This is a genomic window from Buttiauxella agrestis, assembly GCF_900446255.1.
Classification (GTDB): domain Bacteria; phylum Pseudomonadota; class Gammaproteobacteria; order Enterobacterales; family Enterobacteriaceae; genus Buttiauxella; species Buttiauxella agrestis.
Window position 1 is genome coordinate 2,144,863 of the sequence record NZ_UIGI01000001.1, and the last position, 17,149, is coordinate 2,162,011.

Annotated in this window: 15 protein-coding genes and 1 pseudogene; 9 read left to right on the forward strand and 7 right to left on the reverse strand. The window is 49.9% G+C overall.

Annotated features, from left to right (window positions below):
• Positions 1–273 precede the first annotated feature (273 nt).
• The 3 genes from DY231_RS10415 to DY231_RS10420 all read left to right on the forward strand — a co-directional run bounded on the left by DY231_RS10415 (position 274) and on the right by DY231_RS10420 (position 2,240).
• The gene (locus DY231_RS10415; protein ID WP_172588676.1) at positions 274–1,611 is read left to right on the forward strand and encodes a sensor domain-containing diguanylate cyclase; all 1,338 of its coding nucleotides are present in this window, start codon (positions 274–276) and stop codon (positions 1,609–1,611) included.
• Between the two features lie 144 nt (positions 1,612–1,755).
• Entirely contained in the window at positions 1,756–1,932 is a 177-nt protein-coding gene (gene ymcF / locus DY231_RS25400; protein WP_370511351.1) for a cold shock small protein YmcF, read from the forward strand.
• 71 nt (positions 1,933–2,003) lie between these two features.
• Positions 2,004–2,240: a putative hemolysin gene (locus DY231_RS10420; RefSeq protein ID WP_115628293.1), complete on the forward strand. Its 237-nt coding sequence runs from the start codon at positions 2,004–2,006 to the stop codon at positions 2,238–2,240.
• 48 nt (positions 2,241–2,288) lie between these two features.
• On the opposite strand, the gene dsbB is transcribed toward DY231_RS10420, so the two are convergent.
• Positions 2,289–2,819: a disulfide bond formation protein DsbB gene (gene dsbB / locus DY231_RS10425; RefSeq protein ID WP_115628294.1), complete on the reverse strand. Its 531-nt coding sequence runs from the start codon at positions 2,817–2,819 to the stop codon at positions 2,289–2,291.
• A 143-nt stretch (positions 2,820–2,962) separates the two neighbouring features.
• Positions 2,963–4,528, reverse strand: a complete 1,566-nt coding sequence (gene nhaB, locus DY231_RS10430; RefSeq protein ID WP_115631819.1) for a Na(+)/H(+) antiporter NhaB — start codon at positions 4,526–4,528, stop codon at positions 2,963–2,965.
• A gap of 298 nt (positions 4,529–4,826) precedes the next feature.
• Between nhaB and fadR the strand changes: the two genes are divergently transcribed.
• On the forward strand, positions 4,827–5,546 hold the full coding sequence (gene fadR, locus DY231_RS10435) for a fatty acid metabolism transcriptional regulator FadR (RefSeq protein WP_034495902.1): 720 nt from the start codon (positions 4,827–4,829) through the stop codon (positions 5,544–5,546).
• A 64-nt stretch (positions 5,547–5,610) separates the two neighbouring features.
• Here the strand turns inward: fadR and DY231_RS10440 are convergent, their stop codons facing one another.
• Positions 5,611–7,146 carry a SpoVR family protein gene (locus tag DY231_RS10440; RefSeq protein WP_115628295.1) on the reverse strand — a complete coding sequence of 512 codons (1,536 nt, stop codon included), beginning with the start codon at positions 7,144–7,146 and terminating at the stop codon, positions 5,611–5,613.
• Between the two features lie 326 nt (positions 7,147–7,472).
• Between DY231_RS10440 and DY231_RS10445 the strand changes: the two genes are divergently transcribed.
• Genes DY231_RS10445 through DY231_RS25685 form a run of 3 tightly spaced genes read left to right on the forward strand, consistent with a single transcriptional unit; the run spans position 7,473 to position 10,057 of the window.
• Positions 7,473–8,771 (forward strand): D-amino acid dehydrogenase, encoded by a 1,299-nt coding sequence (locus tag DY231_RS10445; RefSeq protein WP_115628296.1) that lies wholly within the window; start codon positions 7,473–7,475, stop codon positions 8,769–8,771.
• A gap of 21 nt (positions 8,772–8,792) precedes the next feature.
• Positions 8,793–9,866 (forward strand): catabolic alanine racemase DadX, encoded by a 1,074-nt coding sequence (gene dadX / locus DY231_RS10450; RefSeq protein ID WP_115628297.1) that lies wholly within the window; start codon positions 8,793–8,795, stop codon positions 9,864–9,866.
• Positions 9,867–9,913: 47 nt separating this feature from the next.
• Entirely contained in the window at positions 9,914–10,057 is a 144-nt protein-coding gene (locus tag DY231_RS25685) for a hypothetical protein (protein WP_440898613.1), read from the forward strand.
• On the opposite strand, the pseudogene DY231_RS10455 reads toward DY231_RS25685, so the two are convergent.
• Positions 9,998–11,662: pseudogene (locus DY231_RS10455) on the reverse strand (potassium/proton antiporter); the annotation flags it as partial. The gene DY231_RS25685 and the pseudogene DY231_RS10455 overlap by 60 nt on opposite strands.
• Before the next feature lie 91 nt (positions 11,663–11,753).
• Positions 11,754–12,674: a muramoyltetrapeptide carboxypeptidase gene (ldcA, locus tag DY231_RS10460; RefSeq protein WP_115628299.1), complete on the reverse strand. Its 921-nt coding sequence runs from the start codon at positions 12,672–12,674 to the stop codon at positions 11,754–11,756.
• A gap of 97 nt (positions 12,675–12,771) precedes the next feature.
• Between ldcA and emtA the strand changes: the two genes are divergently transcribed.
• The gene (emtA, locus tag DY231_RS10465) at positions 12,772–13,380 is read left to right on the forward strand and encodes a membrane-bound lytic murein transglycosylase EmtA (RefSeq protein WP_115628300.1); all 609 of its coding nucleotides are present in this window, start codon (positions 12,772–12,774) and stop codon (positions 13,378–13,380) included.
• Here emtA and ycgR read toward each other — a convergent pair whose 3' ends face one another.
• The gene (gene ycgR, locus DY231_RS10470; RefSeq protein WP_115631820.1) at positions 13,381–14,112 is read right to left on the reverse strand and encodes a flagellar brake protein YcgR; all 732 of its coding nucleotides are present in this window, start codon (positions 14,110–14,112) and stop codon (positions 13,381–13,383) included.
• 231 nt (positions 14,113–14,343) lie between these two features.
• Here ycgR and DY231_RS10475 point away from each other — a divergent pair, with 231 nt between their 5' ends.
• A complete protein-coding gene (locus tag DY231_RS10475) occupies positions 14,344–14,595 on the forward strand; it encodes a GlsB/YeaQ/YmgE family stress response membrane protein (RefSeq protein WP_034495894.1) in 252 nt (83 codons plus the stop codon).
• A 174-nt stretch (positions 14,596–14,769) separates the two neighbouring features.
• On the opposite strand, the gene ygjK is transcribed toward DY231_RS10475, so the two are convergent.
• The gene (gene ygjK / locus DY231_RS10480) at positions 14,770–17,142 is read right to left on the reverse strand and encodes an alpha-glucosidase (protein WP_115628301.1); all 2,373 of its coding nucleotides are present in this window, start codon (positions 17,140–17,142) and stop codon (positions 14,770–14,772) included.
• Positions 17,143–17,149 lie beyond the last annotated feature (7 nt).

Here is a 17,149-nt window from a genome sequence, read left to right on the forward strand (position 1 = left end):
TGTATATAATTAGCGCCCGTTTTAACAATGTAGAACTATTTCTCAATTGAGAATGTGATTTTATTAGTGTTCATGGCGATTTTAGAAATGAAGAAACTATCGACAAACAAAGCCATAATAATCCACATGTCTGTCATGTTGATTCCTTTTATCTTTCTTTGCACTTGTGCATTTTTCTACATTAAATACGAGAAAGAAAACGATTTTAGAGACACAATGAGAAGGTTTACCGATAACTCTGCCAAATCCTGCGTGGAGCGCCCGGTGGACGAGATGAAATTATTATTGCTTTCACTATCAGATAATATGAAAGGGAATGCAATTGAAAAGTATTTATCTTCAGAATACATCGATCTCAATATGGTTATCCCTTCAATTGTTGACTCGACGATGTTTTTTAGTTCTGCGTTGGTTTCTGATGTGTTTGAAAATTACAAAATTTACCCAGAAATTAAAATAAGTCCATTTGCTCCAAGTGCGAGGCCATGGTATCCACACGCAGGAATAAAAGATGAAATAATATTTTCTGACCCCTATGAAACATTGAAGCTGGATAGGTCTAAAGAACAGTCCAAACTTTCTGTCACTGTCAGTATGAATATATTCGACGCGCATTCGCAACAAGTAGGAAACGTTGCGTTCGATCTCGATATGAAGAACATGAGCAGAATGCTTCAGGAGGTCTCGATACCTTATGATGGCAGGTTTGAAATCGCCTCACGAAGCGGTGTTGTTGTCATGTACTCAAATACCGATGATGTGTTTAAGCGGACAATACCGAAGTCATGGCTACTTAAAACCACCGAACGCTATGGCTCTTTTGTTGATGAGGAAACTGGGAAGATTGTTTATTACCGTGCATATAACAATCCTGGCTGGATAGCCTATACATCAGTAAATATAGCAACCTATACCAATACTTTTGAATCTGAATACAAACTACTGGCTTTGGTTATTTTTATATCATCAATTTTTTATTTTGTCGTGATTGCACTGTTTAGAATCTATTTCAAGCGTTTGATTAGCCTGTTATACATGAGTAGTAATGGTCTTGAGGTTAATAGCCAGGTTGAAAACTTTGAAAGTCTCTATGAAGGGATGGTGCAAAAACATAAGCATCTTAAAGAAGTTGAAACGCTTTCTGTAACCGATACCTTAACTCAGGCAGGAACGCGTCGTAAATTTGAGCAAGATGCCGCCGATTTGCACAACAAGAATATCAACTTCCATCTCGCCATCATCGACCTGGATAACTTTAAGCAAATTAATGACACATTTGGACACCCTGTCGGTGACACAGTGCTTAAAAATGTCTGCCGCATTGGGACCAGAATAATGGGGGACGATTATTCAATTTACCGTTTTGGCGGCGAAGAATTGGTAGTCATTTTCCCAGGCATCACCTTTAAACAATCTTACGAATTGATGGACGAATGGCGAAATGAAGTTGCTCAACGTATCTGGCGTGAAGAATCGCTCAAAGTGACGTTCAGTTGTGGAATGGTAGAAACTGATTCTAAGCACGGCCTGGATAAAATGTTAGAGCAAGCGGATAAACTTCTTTATGAGGCGAAAAAGAACGGCAAGAATTGCATCGTAGCCGACATATAAACTCTAAATTTATTCGCTAGCCCCAGTGAAATGGGGCGATACAGACTAAACTGCTAAGGTTTGTCCGACTTGTGAAAATAAATCGTACAAACCTGTTTTTCCCTGATACAGTATCCTTTCAATAACAAATAAAAGTAGGTTTTTATCCAATATTTATCATTTAAGTGTCCGTCATGTGGCGGTTCACAGTATCGCACTTCCCCCTACGATGTCCGAGAAACAAATCCCTATGGCGCTGTTTGTATCTTCTGTAAATCAGGGATGCACCTCCTTCATCGTCCGATGAGTGCGATTCATCAACATAATGCAGTGGCTCGCTAAGAGCTGATTCCGCTGGTTTTGCTTTTCCCACTCCTGCACTGTTACCATTCGGCCTCCATAACGGAGGAATAATGAAAAAAATAACAATACTGCTTGGGGCTATCATTCTCAGCGGTTGTTCATCACCTGAACCCACAGCACCCAAACCACCACAGGTTATCGGCATGCCGAACCCAGCGTCTGTTTACTGCCAGGCTAAAGGCGGGGAATTACGGACGGTGAAAACCGATTTGGGTGAGCGTGGCGATTGTTTGCTGCCGAGTGGAGAACGGATGGACCAGTGGGAGTTATATCGACGCGACCACTAATAATAAAAAACCCGCCAAGGCGGGTTTTTGTATTTCTGGAAGATGAAATTAGCGCCCGAACAGATCACGACGCTTAGGTTTGAAAGGCTGAGCAATCAAGACCAGTACCGCAATCAGCAGGAAGATAGCAAAAATACCCACTAACCACTGCACCATATCCAGCGTCAGGAACTCCCACTGGCGCACGGAACAATCACCTGTTGCCACAAACACTGACGGCAGCCACTTATCGAGTGGGAGCCAGCTTGGGAAACGTGCGGCAAAATCGCAAGTTACGAATGGAGAAGGGTGAAGCTGAAGCATAGTGTGTTCCCATGCTAATTGCAGACCTTTCCCAGCGCTGTAAATCCACAGTGCAATCCCGGCATAGCGCAGCGGTGTTTTTGGCGCAATCGCGCCGACAATCCCTGCACCCATAATGCCAAACAGCGCACAACGCTCATAAATACACATCACACAAGGTTTCAGCATCATCACGTGCTGGAACCACAATGCCACCATTTCCAGAGCGAAGGCTGTGAAGGCCAGAAGAAGCCAGGCACCGCGCCCGCGGGAGCATTGGTTTAAATATCGCAACATAATCAGTATCCCTGCAACATGCGTTGAGTCGGCAGTGTAAACGAATTCGATTTCTGTGCCAGTAGGCACATCAAAATAACACGCTAATTGAATGTTTATCAGACAAAAAACTAAACGGGCTGTAGACAACCCGTTAGTTTTATTTAGTGCGTTACGGCACCCATCACTGGCGACGAAATCCAACCGGCATGTGTCATCCACTCGGTTGCCGGGACCAAAGTAAATTCAACGCACAACAGACCGACAAGCGTCAGTACCAGCGTATACGGCAATGCCATCAACACCATACGCCCGTACGAAAGACGAATGAGCGGAGCCAGCGCTGACGTTAGCAGGAATAAGAATGCGGCCTGGCCGTTTGGCGTGGCGACTGAAGGTAAATTCGTGCCGGTGTTAATCGCCACCGCCAGTAACTCAAACTGTTTGAGATCGATAATACCGTGGGTAAGAGCGGCTTTCGCTTCGTTGATGTAAACGGTGCCGACGAACACGTTATCGGATATTGACGACAAAATGCCGTTGAACAGATAGAACAACGCCAACTGCGAATGCGGTTCAGCCTGCAATACAAAGTGGATAACGGGCGTAAACAAATGCTGGTCGATTATCACGGCGACAACAGCGAAAAACACCGTAAGCAGAGCGGTGAAGGGTAGCGCCTCGGTAAATGCCTTTCCTATCTGATGTTCATCAGTCACGCCGCATAGCGCGGTAGCAAAGATAATCACCGACAACCCGATCAGCCCAACCTCGGCTAAATGCAGTGCCAGCGCAATCACCAGCCAGACGCCAATTAATGCCTGAACCACCAGTTTCACTTTGTCCTGACGGGTACGTTTTTGCGCACTTTGGGTATCGTAGTCCTGCAAAATACCGCGAACTTTTTCCGGCAGCTTTTCGCCATACCCGAGGATCTTAGTTATCTCCAGTAGTACGCAGGTCGCTAAACCACAGATCAGAACAGGAATTGTCACTGGTGCCATACGCAGAAGGAAATCGCCAAAATGCCAACCTGCACTTTTCGCGATAATCAGGTTCTGCGGCTCGCCGACCATCGTCATCACGCCACCCAGTGCGGTGCCGACACCGGCATGCATCATCAGGCTGCGTAAAAATGCGCGGAATTGTTCGAGAGTGGAGCGGTTATCGGAATCAAGGAGAGAGTCATCCTGGATATCATCGTCGAGACACCCGGTAGAGGCGACACGGTGGTAGATATCATAAAAACCAACCGCGACGCTGATGACGACCGCGACCACGGTGAGAGCATCCAGAAATGCGGATAAAAATGCCGCAGCGATACAAAAAGAGAGTGAAAGCAGAATTTTCGAACGGATACCCAGCAGCAACTTGGTAAAGACCAGAAGCAAAAGCTGCTTCATAAAGTAGATGCCCGCCACCATAAATATCAGCAGCAGCAACACTTCAAGATTTGAGGCAATTTCTTCCCGCACATGATCGGCGCTGGTCATCCCAACGAACACGGCTTCAATGGCCAGCAGGCCACCAGGCAGAAGTGGGTAGCATTTCAATGCCATTGCGAGGGTGAAAATAAACTCTGCAACCAACAGCCAGCCTGCAATAAATGGGCTGACAAACCAAAAGACCAACGGGTTAATGACTAAAAAAGTCAGTAAAGTCAGTTTGTACCAGTTCGGTGATTGACCTAAGAAGTTGCGAAATAGCGCGCGCCCGGTAGACATTTCCATCGTAGAATTTTCATGCTCCATTTATCCGTATTACCTCGAAGCCGGGTGAGGTGAAGCCATCTCCCCGATCTTAAAAGCGAAATAGTGCGGATAAATATAAAGTTGCGTTCAGTTGTGTCGTTTCAGGGTACTCGCGCACAAGATATCAATCAAGGCATAGGAATATTCTTTAGTTGTGTGATTGACCCACAAAATTAAACCATGATTCCAGAATTGGCGGTTGTCACCGCTACCTGCGCCGCAAGGCATCTGGTATGATGAGTCTCTTTAGCAAAACCTGTGTAATGGAAAGCATACTATGGTCATTAAGGCGCAGAGCCCAGCGGGTTTCGCGGAAGAATACATCATCGAAAGTATCTGGAATAACCGCTTCGCGCCGGGAACTATTCTTCCGGCTGAACGCGAGTTATCCGAACTGATTGGTGTGACCCGTACCACATTGCGCGAGGTGCTTCAGCGTCTGGCGCGTGATGGCTGGTTAACGATTCAGCATGGTAAGCCGACCAAAGTGAACAACTTCTGGGAAACTTCCGGTTTAAACATTCTGGAAACTCTGGCGCGTCTCGATCACGACAGCGTGCCGCAGTTGATCGATAACCTGCTGTCAGTGCGAACAAATATCGCGACTATTTTTATTCGTACCGCTGTTCGTCAGCATCCGGATAAAGCGCAAGAAGTCCTGGCGACCGCGAACAGTGTTGAAGACCATGCTGATGCATTTGCAAAGCTTGATTACAACATTTTCCGTGGCCTGGCATTTGCTTCGGGAAACCCGATCTACGGTCTAATCCTCAATGGAATGAAAGGGTTATACACCCGTATTGGGCGTCATTACTTCTCAAGTCCGGAAGCACGCAGCCTGGCGTTAGGTTTCTACCATCGTCTGGCTGAAATTTGCCAACAAGGTTTGCACGATCAAGTGTTTGATACCGTGCGTACCTATGGGCGTGAAAGCGGTGATATCTGGCATCGAATGCAGAAAAATTTACCGGGCGATTTGGCGATGCACAGCCGATAGGCGAACATTACCCATGCCGACAGCAAAACGAAAAACGCTTCCCGAAGGAAGCGTTTTTTTATGCTTACAGACTATTGATCCTTGGAGGGCAGCGTTCAAGTAACTCAACACTGCCATCTTCATTTTGCTGCTCGAGAGTGACATCAAAGCCCCAAAGGCGATGAACATGCTTCAGAACTTCACGACGACCTTTATCCAGCGGGGCGCGGTTATGTGGGATGTATCGCAAAGTCAGCGAGCGGTCGCCACGTAAGTCAACGTTCCAGACCTGAATATTAGGCTCAAGGTTACTCAGATTGTACTGAGCAGAAAGCTCGGCTCGAATCTTACGATAGCCCTCTTCATTATGAATGGCGGCAATTTCAAGATAATTATTGCGGTCATCGTCCAGCACCGTAAACAGGCGGAAATCACGCATCAGTTTTGGGGACAAAAACTGGCTGATAAAACTTTCATCTTTGAAATCGCGCATCGCGAAATGCAGCGTTTCCAGCCAATCTTTACCCGCAATATCCGGGAACCAATAACGGTCTTCTTCAGTAGGCGACTGACAAATCCGCTTGATGTCCTGGAACATCGCAAAGCCGAGTGCATACGGGTTAATTCCGTTGTACCACGGGCTGTTATACGGCGGTTGGAACACTACATTGGTGTGGCTATGCAAGAACTCCAGCATAAACCTGTCGGTCACTTTTCCTTCATCATACAGATGGTTAAGAATGGTGTAGTGCCAGAACGTCGCCCAGCCTTCGTTCATCACCTGAGTCTGTTTCTGAGGGTAAAAATACTGGCTGACTTTACGCACGATACGCAAAATCTCACGCTGCCAGGACTCCAGCAACGGCGCATTTTTCTCCATAAAATAGAGTAAGTTTTCCTGCGGCTCAGAAGGATAACGGCGCGCTTCGGCCACCGTCTTTTCTTCTTCACGACGTGGTAGCGTGCGCCACAGCGTATTCACCTGGCTTTGCAGATACTCCTCGCGGCTTTTTTGTCGGGCGGTCTCTTCTTGCAGGGATATTTTTTGCGGACGTTTGTAACGGTCAACGCCGTAGTTCATCAACGCATGGCAAGAGTCGAGCAGACGTTCAACTTCGTCCACGCCGTAGCGTTCTTCACACTCGGTAATATATTTACGCGCGAAGATCAGGTAATCGATAATCGAGCTGGCATCCGTCCAGCTACGGAATAAGTAGTTATTCTTGAAGAACGAGTTATGCCCGTAGCACGCATGAGCAATCACCAGCGCCTGCATCGTGATGGTATTTTCTTCCATCAGATAGGCGATACACGGATTGGAGTTGATGACAATTTCGTACGCCAGACCCTGTTGCCCGTGCTTATACAACCGTTCCGTTTCAATGAACTTTTTACCAAACGACCAATGAGGATAGTTAATCGGCATCCCGACACTCGAATACGCATCCATCATTTGTTCGGAGGTAATCACTTCAATTTGATGAGGATAGGTCTCCAGGCGATAGAGTTTGGCAACACGGTCTATCTCAGCGAGGTAGACATCAAGCAGCTCGAACGTCCAGTCAGGTCCATCACTTAGACGTTTAGAATCCTTTGTGGCGGAATCAGTAACAATAGCCATCAGCGCGCCCTCATTGTTGGCGGCTCTCTCTGAATGGAAAGCCTCACTTTCAAGAATAGACAACTCCTGAAACTTAGCTGCTGTAAGCAAAATTTTTTCCACGCGATTTACGTATTCCAATGACCCGTCATTAATCCAATAAGTAGCATAATATTTTGTTGATAATATTGTACCAAGCAGGAGATTCTAATAATCATGAAGCTGCTATATCAGGCCGGGATGTGAGGAAAGTCACTATAACAAAGCCATATGTTGAATAACATTTTCATCTGAGTTATCAATTTGTAATCAGAAGATTATTCTTTTAGCTAAATGGTGGAATGGTTATGCGTGTTGTGGTGCTTGGAAGTGGCGTAGTCGGTGTCAGCAGTGCCTGGTATTTGCGCCAGGCTGGGCATGATGTCACGGTTATCGACAGGGAAGCGGGGCCGGCAATGGAAACCAGCGCGGCGAATGCCGGGCAAATTTCACCGGGTTATGCCGCGCCATGGGCAGCACCTGGCGTTCCGCTCAAAGCCATTAAATGGATGTTCCAACGCCATGCGCCGCTGGCTATCAGCCTGGATGGCACACAATTCCAGCTCAAATGGATGCTGCAAATGTTGCGTAACTGCGACATGCGCCATTACATGGAAAACAAAGGTCGGATGGTGCGTCTCGCAGAATATAGTCGCGACTGCCTGAAAGAATTGCGCCACACCACCAATATTCAGTACGAAGGACGGCAGGGCGGCACGCTCCAGTTGTTCCGCACCGCGCAGCAGTACGAAAATGCTGCCAAAGATATCGCTGTTCTCAAAGATGCAGGCGTGCCTTACCAGCTACTTGAAGCCAGTCGCTTAGCCGAGGTCGAACCTGCCCTGGCTGATGTCGCCCATAAACTGACCGGCGGCTTGCGTTTACCCAATGATGAAACGGGTGATTGCCAACTGTTTACCCAAAATCTGGCGCGTATGGCGGCAGAGGCGGGCGTTGAGTTTCGTTTCAACACGCCGGTCGATCGTTTGCTGTATGAAGGGCAAAGTATTTATGGCGTGCAGTGTGGTAAAGAGGTCGTCAAAGCGGATGCTTATGTCGTCGCTTTCGGCTCTTATTCCACTGGTTTACTGAAAAATATCGTTGATATTCCTGTCTATCCACTCAAAGGCTATTCGCTGACCATCCCGATTGCCGACGAGCAAGGCGCACCGGTTTCGACTATTCTCGATGAAACATACAAAATTGCTATCACGCATTTTGACCAGCGCATCCGCGTGGGCGGGATGGCAGAAATTGTTGGCTTTAACACTGAGTTGCTGCAACCGCGTCGTGAGACGCTGGAAATGGTCGTGCGCGATCTTTATCCGCGTGGCGGGCATGTGGAGCAGGCAACATTCTGGACCGGTTTACGTCCGATGACGCCAGATGGCACACCGATTGTTGGACGCACTCCGTTCAAGAATCTGTGGCTCAATACCGGCCATGGCACGCTGGGTTGGACGATGGCCTGTGGCTCAGGCCAGATGCTCAGTGACTTAATTTCTGGAAGAACGCCCGCCATTCCCTTTGATGATCTTGCGGTGGCGCGTTACTCACCGGGTTTCAGGCCGACAGGCTCGCAGCGTCTGCACAACGCTCATAACTAAATTAAAACAAGGAGAGGACACATGTCCCGTCCGGTTGTTGCGACGCTGAACCTCAGCGCGCTGCGTAACAATTTAAACATTGTCCGCCAGGCTGCTCCCCATTCGCGTGTCTGGTCCGTCGTTAAAGCGAATGCTTATGGTCATGGTATTGAGCGCGTCTGGTCTGCATTAAGTGAAACCGACGGCTTTGCAATGTTAAATATTGAAGAGGCAATTTTACTGCGTGAGCGCGGGTGGAAAGGGCCGATTCTCATGCTCGAAGGTTTCTTTCACGCCGATGAATTGCCGCTGTTTGATGAGTATCGGTTAACCACCAGTTTGCACAGCAACTGGCAGGTCAAAGCCTTAGCCAAGGCCAAACTGAATGCGCCATTAGATGTGTACCTGAAGATAAACAGTGGGATGAACCGTCTGGGGTTCAGCCCTGACCGTGTTCACTCCATCTGGCAACAGCTACGCGTTATAGCCAACGTTGGGCAACTCACGCTGATGGCGCATTTTGCCGATGCAGAGCAACCCGACGGCATAGTCGAGCCGATGAAACGCATTGAACAAGCAGCAGAAGGGCTGGACTGTCCGCGTTCTGTTTCTAACTCGGCGGCCACGTTGTGGCATCCGGAAGCGCATTATGACTGGGTTCGTCCGGGGATCATCCTGTATGGCGCATCGCCAAGCGGCCAGTGGTGTGATGTTGCCACCAGCGGCCTGCAACCGGTCATGAGTCTGCAAAGTGAAATTATCGGTGTCCAGAACCTGAAAGCGGGCGATACGGTTGGTTATGGCAGTCGTTATCGGGCAGACGCCGAACAGCGGATTGGTATCGTCGCCTGTGGTTATGCTGACGGCTATCCGCGCATTGCGCCAACAGGCACGCCGGTGCGTGTTGACGGTGTGCTCACTCGTATCGTTGGTGCCATCTCCATGGATATGTTAACCGTAGACCTGACCCCTTGCCCGAATGCAGGAATTGGCAGTCCGGTTGAATTGTGGGGAAATGCGGTGAAAATTGATGATGTGGCGCAGGCGGCAGGTACGGTAGGGTATGAATTAATGTGCGCTTTGGCACCACGCGTGCCCGTAGTTACAACATCCTAATCTTTTAACCTGGTCCCGCATTTGTAGGCCGGATAAGCGTAAGCGTCATCCGGCATAAACCTAATTTACTCCGTTTCTTCGCTTTCTACGCGCACACCGATTTTACGCACCTGGTTATCTTCTTTTTCGGCGACCGTCCAAATCATCCCGGCAAACTCCACCTGGTCACCGACAACCGGCGCGCCACCTAACATGCCGACCACAAATTCGCCCAGCGTTTGCTGGGTATTGACGTTGTCATCCAGTTCCAGCCCGTAAATCGTTGCCACATCGGCAAACTGCGCACTGGCTTCGAGAATAAAGTCACCAAAGAAGCGCTGATCGAGCGCCACGGGCGGCGACTGGCTAAACATTTTACCCAGGGCGGGTAAATCACGCTCGCGGCCAATCACACACAGCACATCGCCGACTTGCAAACGGGTGCGGTCATTCGGGTGCAGCAGCGTATTGTCCCGGAACAGCGCGGCAATTCGCGTGTCTTTCGGCATTTTCAGGTCGCGCAATGAAGCGCCAATACACCATTTGTCTTCACTAAGCTGATAAACAAACTGCTCCCACGGGTTTTCCGGGTGGATATCCAGGCCGACGCGAGAAACGGGCCAGCCGACGGGCGGCACCACAACTTTGGCTTTTTTAGCCGCCCAACCGAGCGATGTGCCCTGCAATAACAGCGACACCAGCACTACGAAAAACGCCACATTAAAGAATAACCGCGCGTTCTCAAGCCCTGCCATCATCGGGAACACCGCGAGGATAATCGGCACCGCGCCGCGTAACCCAACCCAACTGATAAACACCCGCTCGCGCAGATTAAAGCCACGGAACGGAAGCAGGCCGAGGAACACAGAAAGAGGGCGCGCAAAGAAAATCATCCAGATGGACAATAACAGCGCCGGAATGGCAATCGGCAACAGATCGGTGGGATTAACCAGTAGCCCCAACACCAGGAACATGCCGATTTGTGCAAACCACGCCAGGCCGTCAAAGTTTTGCAGAATGCCAAAGCGGCTGCGAATAGGGCGGTTGCCGAGCAAGAATCCGCACAGATAAACCGCCAGAATCCCGCTACCGTCTAAAGCGGTGGTGATGCCAAACACCATAATCCCGCCGCTTAATGCAAGCAGGGGATACAAACCCTGAGGCAGCGTAATACGGTTGATCATTTGCAACAGCAAGTAACCGCCGCCAAGGCCAAGCACAATCCCCAGACCAAACTGTTGAATGATATCCATGAGGAACATCCAGCTCAGGCCAGTTTGCCCATGCTGAATCATCTCGATGAGCGTGATGGTTAAAAACACCGCCATCGGATCGTTACTACCGGACTCAATTTCGAGCGTCGCGCCAACACGTTCGTTCAGCCCTTTACCGCCCAGCAAGGAGAACACCGCTGCCGCATCGGTCGAGCCGACGATGGCACCGATCAGCAGGCCTTCAATCAGGTTGAGGTTAAACAACCATGCCGCAGCCATGCCCGTTAACCCCGACGTGATCAGCACGCCAACGGTGGCAAGCGAAAGTGCGGGACCGAGGGCGACGCGAAACGAACTGGCCTGGGTGCGCATTCCGCCATCAAGCAGAATCACCGCCAGCGCCAGGTTACTGATTAAATACGCGAAAGGATAATTATCAAACGGAATACCGCCAATTCCGTCAATCCCTGCCAACATGCCGATGGCGAGGAAGATAACCAGAATGGGGATACCAAGACGCGAGGAAAAAGAACTCAATAAGATGCTACAAGTTACCAGAACGGAACCTAAAATAAACAGACTAACTATCGCCCCTGCGTCCAAAATTATCTTTCTCCTTTGCGTGTGACTCTATTCGTGAGGCAAATTTTAACACGGAAAGCATTGATTCATTGTGCTTTCTGAGGGGCATATTCTACTTATTTTGTCTCATCACTGGATGACCGCTGATGGTGAGGCTCGCAGTCTGCCCGTCGTGTTGCAGTTCTCCATAAGCGCCTAATGGCAGGGTAACGGTTTCTGGTTCATGCCCAAACGGTAAACCGCGCAGCACAGGAATAGACAACCGCTGCTGCAACATTCGACACATCTCATCGAAATTATAGTCGCCGTCATAATCGCTTAACGTTGCGCCATTGAAGCTACCTAAAATCAGCGCTTTCTGGCGCGCTAAAATTCCGGCGTGATGAAGTTGCAACAACAATCGTTCCACCCGGAATGGATGTTCGTTGATATCTTCGACCACCAAAATACCGCCATCAATCACGCTCAGCCACGGCGAGCCAATCAGCGAAACCAGCATCGCCAGGTTGCCGCCCCAAAGGGTACCGCTCGCGGAGCACGCAGGCGTCGGACTTTGCCAGTTCAGCGTGAATTTCGGTTCAGTGATCGCCTGCCAGAAATGCTGCCAGGTAAAACTATTGAGCTCATCTGCACCAAAATTACCGGCCAGCATGGGGCCACTAAACGTGATGGCTCCGGTCTGCGACAGCAGCGCGAGTTGAATAGCCGTGAAATCGCTATGCCCGCAGATAATCGGCGTGCGTTGGCGGAAGACCAGTCCGAGTCGGGAATAGTCGATACGTTCGAGCAGGCGTGTGGCACCGTAGCCTCCACGCACAGCCAGAACGATGTCGCATTCTTCAGGAAGTGCAGATAAATCCTGAATATCTGCCAGTCGTTGTTCGTCTGTTCCGGCAAAACGCTGAAAACGCCGTGGTACCACAGATTGGTTTTCTACCTGATGGCCCGAGGCTTTCAGACGCTCGATACCGCGAGCCGCGGCGGCCTGATTAACACAGAAACCTGAAGGGGCAATTAAACGAATCGTCGACATGGCATTTCCTTGCTGAAAGTGAATTGGTTATCATGCCGCTTGAAACGGGCGTTGTCACCCGCCTGACGGCGATGAATATTAGTAAAGGATAATACGTGTGAATATAAGATGGCTGATTGTGTTGGTTCTGTTTATAGCTGGCTGTTCCAGCCACTCCACAAAACAACCCGAGTGGGATCCGACAAAACCGGTACAACGCGCATTAACATGGATGCCGATCACCGATCAGGCTGCAAAAGAGTGGGGCGTTAGCCCGCGAGTCGTTACCGCGATTATTGCGGTGGAGTCAGGTGGCAACCCTACGCTGGTCAGTAAGTCCAATGCGGTTGGCCTGATGCAGATTAAAGCCTCAACGGCAGGCAAAGATGTGTATCGTCATTTAGGTTGGGGCGGGCAGCCGTCAACCAGCGAGCTAAAAGACCCGGCACGTAATATCTCGATTGGGACGGCTTACTTAAGCATTCTTGAGCACGGTATTCTGGCTGGCATTGAAGATCCGCAAACGATGCAATACGCATTGCTGGCATCTTATGCCAATGGTGCAGGCGCGTTGCTGAGAACATTTTCCTCCGATCGTAAAGAGGCCATTGACGAAATCAATGACCTCAGCCCGGACGAATTTTACGAATACATAGCGAAGAACCACCCGGCACCACAGGCGCCGCGTTATTTGTATAAGGTCTCTAAGGCGTTAAACGCCATGTAATTATTTAACCCGGCCCGCTTTCTCACGAGCAGAACGCTCCAGCGCGAAAATAATGCGCTGTAATTCACGTTCCACGGCCGGGTTAACATTCAGAAAGCGGAAGCTCAGGCGCGGCGTGCTGACCGTCTGATTTTTGCTGTCGATCACTTTTCGTTCTGAAAGCGTTATCAACTGCATATCAAAGTGGAATTTTCCCCATTGCACTAAATCCATTTCCACCTGCGAGAAGCGCATTCCCGCGCTCAATCCGTCGGGTAATGGCCCGTCAAGCAGCGCCCCCATTCCGCCTAATGACAAATCACAAAGCCTGAACTGGAAGGGAGAGCCATCCGCAAGTGTGGTGCTGCAGTGGTAATACGGTTGCAGCGGGGCAGTGATGCGGAAATATTCCCTGCGCTGTACAAACCACAGCGCAGGCGGAAGCGGGGCGTGGAAGGCGGGCAAATTCAGGTAATTTACCGCCTGCATTTTAGGCAAAATAAATTCCACCTTTGCACCTTCGGTTTCGGCGATGAACTGAATATTCGTTGCCTTTTGCGCCGCCTGGTTTTCCTGCGTCTGGCTACCAAAATCCACAATTAAGCCTGAAGCTGTGACCTCAAGAATCTTGCTAATAAACTGCCCGGATGACCAACTCAACCGTATTGGCACCTGGTTTTTATGAAGATCACGTAACACGCCTAATACTGCCAGAGGACTTTGTTTCAGAAACTGCTCGTTATAGTTACTCAAGGCCAGGTCCATGTTGTGTTTTTGATAGTTGTGCAAGCAGTTATCGGCATAAAGCAAAAAAACTTAAGATAAATCTCAGAGAGTTAATGGGATAAATTCAATAACTTAGTGAGGTCAGTCACATTTTTCTAACACTTGATTATACTTAGCGTACCGACAAACAGAACCCGTTGCCAAACCAATGTGGATTCTGGCTTGTTACCACACACAATAATGAAGAGGACGTTCAATATGGGTATTCTGGCCTGGATTATTTTCGGTTTGATTGCTGGTGTAATTGCAAAACTGATTATGCCTGGTAAAGATGGCGGCGGTTTCATCGTGACCTGTATTTTGGGGATCATCGGTGCGGTTGTTGGTGGTTGGATTGCCACATTCCTGCATATCGGCGGCAGTGTGACGGGCTTTAATTTTCCAAGCTTCCTGGTCGCAGTGGCGGGGGCGATTATTGTGTTGATTATTTATCGCATGGTACGACGCTAACTATCCTCGTCATACTTGAAGTCGCCTCGGCGTTGGCTGCACTCACTCACCCCAGTCACTTACTCGAGTAAGCTCCTGGGGATTCCTGAGTTTGCCGCCTTGAAGCAGCTCCAATTATTTAGAGGATAGGTCTTAACCTATTTTGTAACGGCCCCTGTTGGGGCCGTTTTACGTTTACTGTTTCTCGGTAAAGAAATCGTTGTACAACATATAAAGGTGCGCAGCACTCCATGAGAAATTCGGTGCGCCTTGTTGTTCGCCGTTTAGCGGGTTGTAGTTTTCGCGAATAGGACCGTCGCTCGTCAGGCCATTGGCATGAGCAAAGAATCGGTTCGCCATCTCCACCGCGTCCGCACGATATCCGTAACGCTCCATCCCTTTCAGACCAAAGTAGAACTGATCCACCCACACGCGCCCACGCCAGTAAATATCTGCCCCAAAGGCCGGGTTGGTGAGTGCCGCCGTCCCCAGTGGCACGAAGGTATTAAACTCCCTCGGGTCTTTCATGACTTTTACCACGGCATTGGCATGTGCCTGAGTTGCCGCACCGTTAAACAGCGGCGACCAGCCCTCCGGCCCTTTGCCGCGAGCGACTAGCGGTTTGCCCGCGCAGCCATTTGCCAGCGGTTTATCTTCGATACGAATGTCGTAATAGAACCCGGTGGTATCGTCAAACATGCAGGTGTTGATGTAATCAGCCAGTTTTTTTGCGTGCTGGCTAAAGCGTTGTTCATCTTCAGACTTGCCGAGGATCTTCGCCATTTCTGCCAGATAACTGCTGTCGCTATACATGTAGCTTGCCTGGTCGACCGACTCTTGCAGTAGTGAATAGCCGAGCAGAGTGCCATCGGGGGCGTGGTTTTCAGCAAACAGAACCTGCCAGTCTTCGCGTTTGCCGCCTTTATCCACGTAACGTTGCAGCTGATCCGGGTCGATAAAACCGAACACGGCGGCGTCATCGCGTCCGGACTCCCACGACGCGGCAACCTGCGCAGGAATATCAATGCTGTCATATCTCCCGCTGCGCAAGACGCGGTTGTAATTATCCAACCCCACCATTTTTTGTTCTTTATTGCCGCGTTTGACGGTAAAGATCATCTCGCCATTGGCGGTGTTATGGGCTTTGTCGCGCGTTGCACCATATTCAGGAATACCATTCCCGTTATGGTCACGGTTGCGCAGCCACCAGTCGTGATAGGCCACTAAATGTGGGTACATTTCTTCAAGCCAGCCTTTGTCGCCGGTGGTTTTGTACACCTCCATCACTGACCACGCGGCAAGGCTTGGCTTGGTGTTGCGCTCGTTCCAGTTGCCGCCGTCACCGCCGCGCTCCGGGCTGGTGTTATAGGCAATTAAATCCGGTACAAAGCCTGCATCCCACGGGCGAATCGGGTCATCCTTCGGGATTTGCCATGCGAACACCGCGCGAATATTATCTTTGGCGACGTCCGGGTTAAAATGCGCCATCGCATACGCCTGTTTCCAGGTATCCCACGGCCAGGTCTGGTTGCCTGAGAACCAGCGCCCGGTAACTGACGGCGTCACCGAATCAAATTTCATCGCCCCCGCCACGCCACGCCAGTTTCCGTTGAGCGTTTCGAAAGCTTTCACCGCCACGCGAGTTTGCGCCGTCGTTGCATCCGGGTTATTCAAACCGGTTTTCAAATAGCTTTCCCAGCGTTGTTCCGATGCGGTCAGATACGTTTGCGGATTATTGAGAATATCGTGAATCTTGCCCTGTTCTTTCTGGACTTCTGCCGCCGTTAACAGGTGAGAGTAGGTGGTGTAAACGGTGGTTGAGCCTTCAATATTGGCTTTGGCCACGAATCGATGTCCGTCGATTTGTGTGCGCATCGGCAAGGTTTTATGAATTTGATATTGCGAGTCGCCGGAGGTCATCAGGTTGGATGGCGCTCTTACTTTGCCAAATGTCACATTCAGGCCATCCGGCGTGGCATGCAGTACACGGTTATAGTCCGGGAAGGCCTGGGTAATGGTTTCAGTGGACTTTGGCTTTTGTTCCTGAAGATGATATTTCTCGAGCAATTCCCCATCCCACACCAGCTCAAGTGGTGCGTCGGTGGTGATTTCTGTTGCCAGCAATGACGTGCGGGATGTGACAAACCGCAGCGTCATTTTTACCGTGACGCCAGGGGCGGTCAGCGTCTGAATCAGAGCGCCCGGAATGCTGTAGGCCTGCATGGTAAACGCCACTTTTTGGCCGTTTTTATACACGCTCAGCCGGTCAAAATTATTTGCCATAAAGTTGATATATTCTTCGGTCAGCAGCGCCGGGCCGGGGAATCCCCCCATGCCTTCACTGTTGGCGGGCAGCAAATGCCCGTGCCAGGCACCGTCATCAAAGAGCGGATTAAAGCGCTGATGTTCATCAAAATCGTAATCGAGCATCGCCTGCGGTGCGCCGGTGCGATCGATAACATTGCGGAACTGACTGGCTTGTAACGCCTGGGTATCGTGATGTGGAGCTTTGCACCCGGCAAGAACCAGCAGGGCGGCAATCGGAGCGAGACGGAAGAGGGGGTTCATGTCGTAT